Raw genomic sequence first — 12927 nt, forward strand, 5'->3', positions numbered from 1 at the left:
AACACGCCCGAGGAGTGGCCACCCACGACGACGAGCGCGGTGACGTCCACCTCGGCACCGTCACCGCGGCCGCCCTCACCATCCGGCTCCGCACATGACCGGGCGGACACCCCTCAGCCGTCCGCCCGCTTGATCCACTCGTTGTAGCCCAGCGGGTAGTCGTAGCCCGGGCGGTTGACGTCGGCGCTGGTGCGGAAGGCGGTGCCACTGTTGTCGATGCGGACGGTGCCGTGGCGGCTGCCGCTGGACCAGTCCAGGGTGAGGTCCCAGCGGACGTCGTGCGCCTTGGTGTGGGCGGTGACGTAGAAGACCTCCGGGTCGGACTCGTTGACCTTGTACGGGAAGTTGCGCTGGCCGCCCTTGACGGTGACCGTGGGGCTGCCCCGGTCGAGGTCGATGTCGAAGGACTTGGTCTCGACGTCGCCGCCGCAGCCCACGCCCATCGAGTAGTCGTTCCAGGCCAGCGGCGCACCCTTGGCCGCGATCCGCACGTGCAGCGCCTCGAGGACGACCGTGTCCGCTCCGGTGCCCTGGACGGTGAAGGCGATCTGCTGCTCGCCGGAGGAGACCGCGCCGTAGGCGGCGGCCCAGCGCGGGGCGTCGCGTTCGGGGGCGGGCGGACCGACCTGGGCGGGCGCGCTGTTGACGAGGAAGTGCTGGCTGCACTGGTCGGCGTAGACGTACGGGCGGGTGCCGATGGTGAGCGGCGCGGGTCCGTCGGTCGGCTGGGCGGCGCTGGGGGTGGTGGTCGGGCTCGTGGCCGCGGTCGCGCGCGGGGTGGCGGCTGCCGAGGCGGTGTCCGCCGAGCTTGCGTTCCCGGCGGAGGAACCGGTGACGGAGGGCAGCGGTTCCTGCAGGGCCGTCGTGCCCGTCGCCGACGTGCCGGTCGCCTGTGCGCCCGACGCCGTGGCGCCGGCCGCCTGCCGGTCGCCCGAACCGTTGTCGCCGCCCCAGACGCCGGGGCGCACGACGACGACCACGGCGGCCAGCAGCGCGACGGCCGCGGCAGAGGCGATCAGCACGTTGCGGCGGCGCCGTGGCGATCCGGGCTGCGCCAGCAGCTCGATGACCGGCTCCCCGCCCGCCTCCCCTGGCGGGAGTTCACCCGGTTCCGCCGGTTCCGCCCGGTCGGCCTGCTGCGGCGCGACCGGAGCCGGCGTCGGAACCGGTTCCGACGCCGGCTCCGAAGGTTGCGCCTGCACCTGGGCCGACGCCGGCTCCGCGACCCGGTCCGTCCGCCGTCCCCGGGCCGCGTCCGCCAGGATCCAGCTCCGGTGCAGTTCCACCAGCTCGTCCGGGGTCGCCCGGCACAGCCGGGCGAAGCGCTCCGCCGCCATGTACTCGTTGGGCAACGCCGTGCCGCTGCAGTAGCGGTGCAGCGTCGACGTGCTCATGTGCAGCCGCTTGGCCAGCGTCCCGTAGCTCAGGCCCGAGCGGGTCTTGAGTTCCCGCAGCAGCCGCGCGAACTCCTCCGCCTCCGCGGCCCCCGTGTCCTGTGACACCTGTCCCCTCCGTTCCCCCGGCGTCCCGTGTTCCGGCGTTCCAGGCCCGTTCCGCCCCCGCTGGTCAGAGCCGTGTTTGCCGTTCCACCCTACCTATCGCGCCGTCAGGCGCGTTGGCCGGGACGGGTCGGCCCGCAGGCTTCGGCCATCGAGTCCCGGCCATCCGGTCGACGCACCACCCACGGAGCCCTTACCGTCCCGACGACCTCGCGCGGAAAGCCGGCTTCACCCCGTGCTGATGCCCGATGCCCCACGCCCCGTCACGTTCCGCATCGAAGTCCGCGGGCGAGGAGTGGAGTTCCACACGGCCGGAACACCGACTGTGTCGTCGAGCACGTCCCGCAGCCCGCACTCCTGGATCGCGCCGGCCCTTGCAAGGTGCCACCGCATGGTCTGCGCATGACCTCGGACCGCCGCTCGGCGTTCGGCTGACAAGTCGGGGTGTTCCGCGGCGGCTTCGGTAGCTTCGGTCCAGGAGCGGAGGACCTCGACCGGACGCCGGTGCCCGCAGTCGATCTCGCTGCCCGAGTGGTCGTGGACGGTGGGTTCGTCGCCGATGTTCACCCACACGCTGGCGCCCTGGTCATGGAAGACGACCTCGAACGGCGCTTCGTCGGGATCCGGGTCCTTCGGAGTGCCGGTGACGACCGTGAACTTCTCGTCGGGTTTCATCCAGTAGTCCGCGCCCCCACGGTTCGACCCATATTCCCAGAGTCTTCTCGGTGTCGTTGCTCAGTCTGATCTTCGGCATGGCCGCAGCTTAGGAGACCCGCTCAGGGCTGCGGCACGAGCGGCGCCGGGCCGCTGGAGAGGACGCCGAGGACGTCGAAGGCAGGTGAACCGGCTCGGCTTGAGCCCGGACGAGCAGCCCGCCGCCATGAACCGGCCCTCCCGCCGCATGATGCGGCGGGACCGGTCCTCGCGGGCTGGGCGGCGGGGCTCAGGTGCAGTGGTAGGTGAAGGTGGTGGTGGCGGTGCGGGTGGTCGGGGCGAGGAGTTGCAGGGTCGCGGTGGCCTGGAGTGCGCCCTGGCCCTCGAAGCTCCAGCGCAGCACCAGGTCGGTGTGGTGCACGCCGGAGCGGACGTCCTGCGCGATCTCGTCCGAGGTGGTGCCGTCGCTGCGCACCCAGCGGTAGCGCAGCGCACCGGCACCGCCGTTGGTCTCCACGGCGGCGGTGATCACCGCGGTGGCCGCGCAGCCGGGATTCGCCTGGTCGGTCGTCACGGTGACGCCGGTGACGGCCAGGGCCGGTGTGCGCAGGTGGCGCCAGAACAGGAAGGCTGCGAGGGCCAGGAGGAGGACGAGCAACGGGGCCAGCCACCGCCACGTCCGGCGGGGAGGCCGTGGCTGTCCGGCCTCCGGCACCGTCTGACCGTGCCAGGCGGCGGCGGCCCGCGGGGGGACGCCGGGGCCGAAGTGGCGGAACTCGCCCGAGGCGAGCGGGCGTTCCGGCGGCGTGGCGGAACCGGCGGAACCGGCGGAACCGGCGGAACCGGCGGAACCGGCGGAACCGGCGGAGATGGCGCCGGGCGCGGTGGGCTTCGCTTCGGCGTCCTGGGCTTCGGCCGGAGCGGTGGACTCTCCGGTCCGCGTGGATTCGGTGAGGGTGAGGGTCTGCCCGCTCTGCGGTGCGCTGCCCCAGACGCGGGGGTCGAGGAAGGTCGCGCTCTCCGGCTCCGCCTCCTCCTCGTCCGACCCCGCCCTGCCACCGGCACCGGCACCGGCACCGTCACCGGTGAGGCGGACCGTCGCCTCCGCCTCGCGGGACAGCCGGACGGTCGCCTCACCCGCGTCGGCTTCGACGCCCGTACCGCTTCCGGCGGCTGGGTGCCCGCCGAGAACGACGGTCTTGTCCGCGCCCGGGTCGGGCGCGGAGTCGGGGCGGGAGGTGGACATGGCTTCTCCAGGACGGGAACGAGAGCGGGAACAGGAACGGGAGGGACCGGAAAGGAACGGAAGTCGGGAGACCGGGATTCGACGCCGGAGCGTCAGCGGGGCGGATCGCAGAGGAAGGCGGCCGTCTCGGCGGACGTCTTGCCCGGCTTGGCCGCCGCCGGGGTGGTGGTCACGCGCACGCCCCAGGTCGGGAAGGTGTCGGCGGAGCCGAAGTCATGCGCGCGGGTGATGGTGGCGGTGCCGTTCTGCACGGGCACCGTGTCGGTCGCGACGGTGACCGCTCGGCCGCCCGAGCTGTGGTACCAGCTGAACGTCAGGGTCCCGCTGCCGGCGCCCTGGGCGGTCACCATGACCGTCGCGGTCAGGCTCCAACGTCCGCTGCACGAAAAGGAGTTCAGGGTGACCGAGCCGACCGTCAGGGTGGCGGGGGCGACCGTCGGGCTCGGGCTCGGGCTCGGCGGGGTGGTGACCGGGGGCGATGCCGGCGCGGCCGTGGTGGGGCCGGGCGCGACAGGGGCGGACGGTGCGGCCGGCCCGCCGGGGGAGGACTGGCTCGGCGCGGCCGGTGCCGTGGGCGCCTTGGTGGTCGACCCGGCGGTGGGGGTGCCGCCGGGTGTGCCGGCGGTGGCCGTGGGCGAAGCCGTCGGGGAGGCGGCGGAGGCCGTCGGGCTCGGCGTGGAGCCGTCGCCGCTCGGGGAGGGGGAGGCGCCGCCGTCCGTCGGCTGCTGCGGGCCGAGGCTGGTGGTCGCCTCCGGGGAGGCTGCGCCGACGACCGTCCGGGCACCGCCGCCGGTGGCCCCTGCGGCCGCCAGGCCGGCCAGCGTGGCCAGGGTGAGGGCACCGGCCGCGACGCCGGTGAGGGCCTTGCCGCGATTGCGCCGGAGCACCCCGTGCCGGGCCGAGACCCGGCGCAGGACCCCCTGGGCCACAGGATCCGCGCCCTGCGGGCCGAGCGCGCTCGAAGCACCGGGGGAGCCGGAGGAGCCCAAGGAGCCCAAGGAGCTCTGGGAACCCAGGGAGGTGTGGGCCAGCGAGGTGGCGCCCGCGGCCGCGCCGGCGCCGGGCAGCAGTGCCGCGAGCAGGGCGAGCAGGGCCAGGAGGTCGAGGCGGCCCCGTTCCTCCCAGCCCGGCCCGTAGCCGGCCGTCGCGACCGCCTCCAGCTCGCGGACGAACGTGGCCGCGCTGTCGGGACGGGCCCCGGGGTCCTTGGCCAGACCGGCCAGGATCAGCGGCCGGACGAGGTCGGGCGCGAGCTCGGCCGGGATCGGCGCCTCGGCGTGCTGGACGGCGAGTTCGGCGATCGTGGCGCCGTCGAAGGGACGGGCACCGGTGAGGCACTCGAAGAACGTGACGGTGGCGGCGTAGACGTCCCCGGCCGGGGACGCCGGGCGGCCCGCCCACTGCTCGGGCGGCATGTAGGCGGGGGTGCCGGAGACGTCGCGGTCGTCGCCGCTGGGCACCGCGATGCCGAAGTCGACCAGCTTCGAGAGGCCGGCCGCGTCGACGAGCACGTTGGCGGGCTTGTAGTCGCGGTGCACCACCCCGGCCTCGTGGGCGGCGGCCAGGCCCAGCAGGGAGCCCTTCAGCACCACCAGGGCGGCCTGAGCGGTGGTGGCGCCCTCCGCACGCAGCAGGTCGCGCAGGGCGATGCCGTCCACCAGTTCCATCACGATGGCGGAGCCCCGCGCGCCCTCCACGTACTCGTAGAGCCGGGTGATGTGCGGGGAGTCGATCCGGGCGAGGACCTCGGCCTCGGCGCGCAGCGCCGGCGTGCCGACGCGGTCGTGGAGGTACTTGATCGCGACCGGGGTGCCGGTCTCCAGGTGGTGGGCGAGCACGACTCGGCCGCTGGCCCCGGCGCCGAGTTCGCGGTCGTGGAGGTAGCCCGGGAGCTCCCAGGCCCCGCGCGCGTCCTCGGGTCGGGCGTCCTCGGCCGGGGTGTCCCCGGTCCGGGTGTCGTCAACCCGGGCGTCCTCGGCCCGACTGGCCTCGCCCGGGGCGGTGGAGGGCGTTTCGCCCCCGCCGGGTCTGTCGCCCTGCTGCGTCCGGTCGTCCATCGTCTGCTGCTCCCCGCTCCGTGTCGTGCCCGCCGTGCGCCACCGCCGACTGTGCCTGCCGGCGCGGCACCCTACGGCACGCCGACCGTCGACGAGGACGCGCCCCGTGGACACCGGGTTCCCGGCCGCCGGTGGCGGATGCCGGCGGCTCGAGTGCTTCGCACACAGCGTGCCAACTCGGCAGGCAGCAGGCAGCGGCAGCGGGCGTCACGCGGTCGGCAGGCCGCTCGCCATGCCGTCCCGGTACCAGAAGATCGACGAGGTCAGCGGGGCCGGGTCGTTCGCCTGGAGCTGCCTCGACAGGTCGATCATGAAGCGGATAGACGCCTTTTCGACAAAGGTCCACTCATTCGAGCGCAGCCTGTTCGAGGGTGCCCGCTTGCCTTGGCGGTAGGGGGAGCCCATGGGCATGGTGACGGCGTTGGCGCCGGTTCGGGCGGTGGTGGGTTCGCGTGTCTCTGACACGCACGAGGACGAGGGCAAGGTCTCGCACCTGGTGCAGGCGGAGTCAGCGACCGGCACGCGCTGGCGAAGGAGTGGGAGATCGTCGGGTCTTTCGAGGACCTGGACGTATCTGCTCAGATCACGCCGACCGGGCGTTCCGGTCGGCCAAGGACTGCGCGGACCTCGCCCACTGGGCGGAGGAGAACCACAAGGTCCTGGTCTTCACCGACGACGGCATCACCCTCGACTACCGGGAGGGCCGCGAGTCGTCCTTCGGGAACGAGCCGGCCAAGACCTCCCTGATGCTGGCGTCGACCTTCGCGGAGATGGAACTCAAGCGGATCAAGGCCCGCGTGACGGCCGCGCACAAGCACCTGCGCAAGACGGACCGCTGGGCCGGCGGGCAGCCGCCGTACGGGTACGACCGCCCCGGCGGCGGCCGCACCCTGGAGCCGGACCTGGTCACGTCCGAGGCCGTCCTGTACTTGGGCAAGCTTCCTCTGGAGGGGCAGAGCCAGTGGATGACCGCCACGGCCCTGGAAGCCGCCGGCTTCGACACCCCCGCGACCCACGCGTACAAGAACCAGGGCGACACGTACACGAGCAAGCGCAAGACCGCGCCGCCGAACCACGGGAACCCCACCAGCGTGGGCATCTCTCCTCCCCCGTGCTGCCTTGGGGAGTAACCCCCGCGAGCGCGGGGCCGACCGCCTCGAGTACTGGTACCTCAACCGCGGGACAGAGTAACCCCCGCGAGCGCGGGGCCGACTCGCAGCCCTTCACCGGGTTCCAGCGGATCGTGGAGCAACCCCCGCGAGCGCGGGGCCGACGGCGTCGAGGATGTCCCAGCCGCGGAAGACGAGGAGCAACCCCCGTGAGCGCGGGGCCGACAGGCCGCGGGCGGCGCCGCCGTCGCCCTGCTCGTCTGTGGGCCGGAGCAACCCCCGCGAGCGCGGGGCCGACAGGGCCTCGCACACCTCCTCGACCACGCGGGCGGAGCAACCCCCGCGAGCGCGGGGCCGACGCCGAGTCGCCGAGCACCGTGCCGGCGAAGTGGGAGCAACCCCCGCGAGCGCGGGGCCGATGTCGGCAAGGACGCCGGGCACCGTCCAGTTCAGGAGCAACCCCCGCGAGCGCGGGGCCGACTTCGGGACGGCAATCGTGATGGTGGTGGACCAGGAGCAACCCCCGCGAGCGCGGGGCCGACAACCTGCGTCGGGATCTTGCCCTCACCGAGGCGGAGCAACCCCCGCGAGCGCGGGGCCGACTGCAGATCCTGGGGGACCCCGAGGCCGCTGCCGGAGCAACCCCCGCGAGCGCGGGGCCGACTGCTTCCAGAGATCCCGGGAATGCGTCTTGAGGGAGCAACCCCCGCGAGCGCGGGGCCGACACGTCCCGGGCCGACGTCCGGAAGCCGGTCTTGGAGCAACCCCCGCGAGCGCGGGGCCGACACGGTGGGGATCAGACCGGGGGGCTTTCGTCGGAGCAACCCCCGCGAGCGCGGGGCCGACCGGCCGCCGAGGCCTGGAGTGGTACCCATGGGGGAGCAACCCCCGCGAGCGCGGGGCCGACTGGACGTCGCCACCGCAGCCGGCGTGCTCGACGGAGCAACCCCCGCGAGCGCGGGGCCGACGAGCAGGCCGCCCAGATGACCATGCAGACGCCGGAGCAACCCCCGCGAGCGCGGGGCCGACGCGCCGCCGGCCCTCGCCGTGAACCTCCAGACGGAGCAACCCCCGCGAGCGCGGGGCCGACCACCTGTTCCTCCCCGGGGGGAAACGCAGCCCGGAGCAACCCCCGCGAGCGCGGGGCCGACTACTGGCAGGACCTGACCGAGCTGGTCGCCCGGGAGCAACCCCCGCGAGCGCGGGGCCGACGTCATCTGGCGGGACGTCCGCGTGCACCTGTCGGAGCAACCCCCGCGAGCGCGGGGCCGACGGGCTCGTCGGGGATGGTCTGGCCGATGGTCAGGAGCAACCCCCGCGAGCGCGGGGCCGACGCCGAGCTGGTCTTCCTGGCTGCGGATCCAGCGGAGCAACCCCCGCGAGCGCGGGGCCGACGAGGTGTGTCGAGCACCTCGACGATCAGGCGGAGAGCAACCCCCGCGAGCGCGGGGCCGACCTGAGGAAGAAGTCCGCCTCCGCGCGCACCGAGGAGCAACCCCCGCGAGCGCGGGGCCGACGACGACCGCCCCCAGGAGCCGTACGAGAAGCGGGAGCAACCCCCGCGAGCGCGGGGCCGACAAGTGGCCCGTGCGCGACATCGGCTCCCCGCTGGAGCAACCCCCGCGAGCGCGGGGCCGACGCACTCGCGATGCTGGCACTCATGCGTAAGGGGGAGCAACCCCCGCGAGCGCGGGGCCGACCATTCGTAGGTGAGCGCGACGCTGCGGCGGGCGGAGCAACCCCCGCGAGCGCGGGGCCGACTGGCCGAATGGCTGGGCGGCGCTAATGACTCGGGAGCAACCCCCGCGAGCGCGGGGCCGACGCTCGGGCTCCGCCCGGGACAAGCACGAGACGAGAGCAACCCCCGCGAGCGCGGGGCCGACGCTCGGGCTCCGCCCGGGACAAGCACGAGACGAGAGCAACCCCCGCGAGCGCGGGGCCGACACCCGAACGGCAGTCCCGAGCAGGCCGCAGAGGGAGCAACCCCCGCGAGCGCGGGGCCGACTGTTCTGGAGGCCTGAAACAGCGGCCGAACCAGGAGCAACCCCCGCGAGCGCGGGGCCGACTACGTGATCGCCGCGATCTCCCGCCACGTGGCGGAGCAACCCCCGCGAGCGCGGGGCCGACGTAGGCGAGGGGGCGCAGGAGGTCGGTGGCGCGGAGCAACCCCCGCGAGCGCGGGGCCGACGTCCCCGGCGACTGGTCGGACTTGGAAGTCGAGGAGCAACCCCCGCGAGCGCGGGGCCGACCCAAGGGTGTTGCCTCCTCAGGCCGCGATGGGGGAGCAACCCCCGCGAGCGCGGGGCCGACCGGCGGACGGGGGTGCGGAGGCGCTCGGCGGTGGAGCAACCCCCGCGAGCGCGGGGCCGACTCGATCAAGCTGCCGATGATCTTCGACCCCGCGGAGCAACCCCCGCGAGCGCGGGGCCGACGCGGCGCGCGCGGCCTTCTGGGCATCGGTCAGGGAGCAACCCCCGCGAGCGCGGGGCCGACGACACGGCCACGGCGGACGGCCGGCCGCCGGAGGAGCAACCCCCGCGAGCGCGGGGCCGACTCCCCCTGCAGCGATCGGTCGAGGAGGCCCGCGGAGCAACCCCCGCGAGCGCGGGGCCGACTCGGCGATCTGCTGGGCCAGCGTGGGCGTGCTGGAGCAACCCCCGCGAGCGCGGGGCCGACCCATCAGCGCGTCTCCATCGGGGTTGAGGGTGGGAGCAACCCCCGCGAGCGCGGGGCCGACGCTGGGGCTGGCTCATCGGGCGTCTCCGGCGAGGAGCAACCCCCGCGAGCGCGGGGCCGACTCGGCGGCGGAGATGGAGAACAGGACGTTGCCGGAGCAACCCCCGCGAGCGCGGGGCCGACACGATCGCCCGGACGTCCATCTCCGCGTCGGAGGAGCAACCCCCGCGAGCGCGGGGCCGACGACGTCGCGAACGGGGCGGGCCGGCGGGAGTGGGAGCAACCCCCGCGAGCGCGGGGCCGACCGTCGTCACCATCACCTTCGAGCTGCAACGGCCGAGCAACCCCCGCGAGCGCGGGGCCGACTCGGCCGCCAGCTCGGCCGCCTCGGCGGCGGTCGAGCAACCCCCGCGAGCGCGGGGCCGACGCTTGCTGACCTGCAGCGTTTGGCTTCAGGGGGCGGCGGTTGAGTTAGTTCGATTGGATAGCGCCCGCCCGAGGAGAGGTCTTATTATCCTCATCTTCCTTTGCTTCAAAGCGAGTTGTCAGTGCTGGGTTCTAGGCTCTCGAAGCGTACTCGTACATGGAGGTCGGGACGATGGTCGAGGACCGTTGGCGCTGGTATCCACCGGAAGTCAGGGGCTGGCTGGGAGCCCTATGGGGCAAGTCGGCGGGTCGTGCCGGTGGGACTCCCAACCTTTTACTGTCGCACATGCTGGACACCGCCGCGGTGGCCGAGGTGGTCTGGGACCGCTACATGCCGCCGGTGACGCGGCGGCGCCTGGACGCCCTGGGAGGTGGCGCCGGCAAGGGGCGGCGTCTGTTCGCCTGGTTGTGCGGCATCCATGACTGTGGCAAGGCCACGCCGGTGTTTCAGCAGCTCGACGCCGCCGGCGGGGCCGCGGTCCGCCAGACAGGGCTCACCTGGGACAAGTACGCGGTGAAGGGAGCGCATTGGCGGCATGACAAAGCCGGTGCCCGCGTGCTGAAGGCGCTACTCGCTGAAGCGAGGTGGTCGGAGGAGCAGGTTGGTTGGGTGTGGCCGTTGGTCGCCGGTCACCATGGGCTGATCCCGACACTGGGGCAACTGAGTCCGCCGAAGAGGAACGAGAAGCTGCAGGGAAGCAGTCGGCCCTGGAAGCACGCACAGTCGGCGCTGGTAGAGGTGTTCACCCGGGAGCTCGGCTACGAGGGCGAGTCGCCGCTTACCGGCGTCGAACCTTTGATGGTGCCAAGCCGTGCGATGCAGCTCCAGCTGTCGGGCTTCGTGGTGATGGCGGACTGGATCGCCAGCGACGAACAGCACTTCAAAGGCGTCTCCGACCTGGTGAATGTGACGATGTCTCACGCGCGCAATCGGGCCATGGTGGCGTGGTCGAAGCTCGAACTGCGTGGTGGATGGGGAGCATTGGCCCTTCCGGGCCCGGAGATGTTCCGGGACCGCTTCGGCCATGGGTCCAGGCCTTCACAGGAGTTGGTTCTCGATGTAGTGCGTCGTATGGGCCGGCCGGGCCTGGTAGTCGTCGAGGCGCCGATGGGGGAGGGGAAGACGAAGGCTGCGCTGGCGGCGGCCGAGCTGATGGCCGCGCGACACGGCGCGGACGGGGTGTTCCTGGGTATGCCGACCCAGGCCACCGCGGACCCGATGTTCACCCAGTTCCGGTCATGGCTGCGAGAGGTCGAGGACGGCCTGGAGGACCAGGTCGCTCTGCTGCACGGCAAGCGGACGTTCAACAAGGAGTGGCGCGGCCTGCTGGACGGCGCGGGAGATTGGGGGCAGGACGCCGACTCCCGCTACTCGTCAGTGGGGGAAGACGAGTTCGGCATGCGGACCGACTGCTTCGACGGCTGCGAGGACGGGGAGCGCAGGGCTCCCGCCGAGTGGTTCCTCGGCCGCCGCCGTGGTCTGCTCAGCCCGTTCGCGGTCGGCACCATCGATCAGCTCCTGTATGCCGCGACCCGCACCAAGCACGTGATGCTCCGGATGGCCGGTCTGGTCGGCAAGGTCGTGATCCTGGACGAGGTCCATGCCGCTGACGTCTACATGTCGCAGTTCCTGCTGGAGGGCCTGTGGTGGCTCGGGCAGGCCGGAGTACCGGTGCTGCTGCTGTCGGCGACCCTGCCGCCGGACCAGCGGCGCCGCCTGGTTTCCGCATACCTGGCCGGGGCGCAGTCGGCCGAGGCCTCGGCGGTGCTGGAGCTTCCCGAGCCACCGGGCTATCCGAGCGTGACAGCGGCCTGGCTGGGGTTGGATGCGCGGCCGGAGCTGTTGGTCGAGAGCACCGAATCCTGGCGTGACGACCTCCGGGTGCGGGTCGAGGTGCTAGACGAGCCGCTGGCGCGGACCGATTCCGGAGCCGCTCGGGGCGACGCTGGGGTCGCGGACGTTGCTGTGGTCGAGTACCTGAGGGAGCGTCTGGTCGACGGCGGATGCGTTCTGGTCATCCGAAACACGGTGGCCCGAGCCCAGTCCACGTTCGAGGCCCTTTGCAAGGAGTTCGGTGCCGATGTCCGACTGCTGCACGGTCGCTTGCACGCGGGCCATCGCGCCGACCGCACGCAGGAGGTGCTGAAACTCCTCGGACCGCCGGGGGAGGGATCGGAGCGCCCTGACCGGCTGATCGTCGTCGCGACCCAGCTCGCGGAGCAGTCCTTCGACGTCGACGCCGATCTGCTGATCACCGACCTCGCACCGATGGACCTGCTCCTCCAGCGCATCGGACGCCTTCACCGCCACGACGGTGTGAAGCGCCCCGACCTGCTGTCCCTGCCCACCGTCGCCGTTACCGGAATCCACCTTGACGACGACAGCGTGCCGCACGTCCTGCGGGCCTCCGAAGGGATCTACGGCCGCTACCTCTTGCTGCGCACGGCCGCTGAGGTCGAGCGGGCGGCGAAGGCCGGGGGCACCTGGAGTATCCCCGGCCAGGTGCCGGATCTGGTCGCTCGCGTGTACGGCACCGATCCTGTCGTCCCGGCTGGGTGGACCGAGGCTGAGGCGCAGGCCCGGCAGGACTGGGAGGCACGGCAGGCCAAGCGTCGTGCGGAAGCCGCCCAGTTCGTGCTGACCCGCTCCGGGGATCACGGCGCGCAGACCTTGGCCGGCCTGCACTTCGGAGCCCAGGGCAGGCTGACGGAAGGGCAGTTCGAAGCGCTCGTCCGGGACGGGGACCGCAGCGTCGAGGTCGTCTTGGTGCGCCGAACCGACCGCGGCGTCCACACGATGGCGGGCCGCAGGCTCGGGCCTTGCGGCGAGGTCGCGGCCGAGGTGGTGGACGACGTTCTCGCCGGGACGGTGCGCCTCCCTGCCAAGCTGACCGTGGTGGCCGAGCAGACGCTCCGTCCGCTGGCGGGCTGGCGCGATCATCCGTGGCTGCGGTACAGCCTGGCACTCGAACTCGACGAGCACGGCGCCGCGGTCCTCGGCGACTTCCGACTGCGCTACGACGACCTGATCGGCCTCGTGGTGAGCGGAGGACGCCCGTACCGGTAGAGCGCGTGGGCGGAACGGACGGATTGCCGTTCCGCCCACGCGACCCCAACCCCGCGAGCGCGGGGCCGACTTGCAGCCGGAGCCGGCTCGCAGACAGAGCCAGGGGCCATCCCCGCGCACAAATCCCGTGGGGCCGAGGGCAATTCAAGCATTCACCCCACAACAGACCTTCACCGGTGCCACGATGAACCAG

The 12927-nt window shown here is 73.1% G+C and carries 5 protein-coding genes, 1 pseudogene and 1 CRISPR repeat array; of the genes and pseudogenes, 2 read left to right on the forward strand and 4 right to left on the reverse strand.

The genetic code is table 11. The features are described 5' to 3' along the window. Positions 1–113: 113 nt before the first annotated feature. The 4 genes from ABTY56_RS18935 to ABTY56_RS18950 form a co-directional block, all read right to left on the reverse strand. The gene (locus ABTY56_RS18935) at positions 114–1502 is read right to left on the reverse strand and encodes a helix-turn-helix domain-containing protein (RefSeq protein ID WP_350630055.1); all 1389 of its coding nucleotides are present in this window, start codon (positions 1500–1502) and stop codon (positions 114–116) included. 225 nt (positions 1503–1727) lie between these two features. Continuing rightward, a complete protein-coding gene (locus tag ABTY56_RS18940; RefSeq protein ID WP_350630056.1) occupies positions 1728–2174 on the reverse strand; it encodes a hypothetical protein in 447 nt (148 codons plus the stop codon). Between the two features lie 268 nt (positions 2175–2442). Next, entirely contained in the window at positions 2443–3399 is a 957-nt protein-coding gene (locus ABTY56_RS18945) for a hypothetical protein (RefSeq protein ID WP_350630057.1), read from the reverse strand. A gap of 92 nt (positions 3400–3491) precedes the next feature. Continuing rightward, positions 3492–5456: a protein kinase domain-containing protein gene (locus ABTY56_RS18950; RefSeq protein WP_350630058.1), complete on the reverse strand. Its 1965-nt coding sequence runs from the start codon at positions 5454–5456 to the stop codon at positions 3492–3494. Between the two features lie 536 nt (positions 5457–5992). On the opposite strand from ABTY56_RS18950, the pseudogene ABTY56_RS18955 reads away from it, so the two are divergent. Both ABTY56_RS18955 and cas3 read left to right on the forward strand, forming a co-directional pair. Beyond that, a pseudogene (locus ABTY56_RS18955) lies at positions 5993–6280 on the forward strand (recombinase family protein); the annotation flags it as partial. Between the two features lie 299 nt (positions 6281–6579). Continuing rightward, positions 6580–9668: a CRISPR direct-repeat array (repeat unit 29 nt; unit sequence GGAGCAACCCCCGCGAGCGCGGGGCCGAC). Between the two features lie 171 nt (positions 9669–9839). Then, complete coding sequence (gene cas3, locus ABTY56_RS18960; protein WP_350630059.1) at positions 9840–12734, forward strand: CRISPR-associated helicase Cas3'; 2895 nt, start codon at positions 9840–9842, stop codon at positions 12732–12734. The last annotated feature ends 193 nt before the right edge of the window (positions 12735–12927 follow it).

Source organism: Kitasatospora sp. NPDC097691, from assembly GCF_040302665.1.
Taxonomy (GTDB): domain Bacteria; phylum Actinomycetota; class Actinomycetes; order Streptomycetales; family Streptomycetaceae; genus Kitasatospora.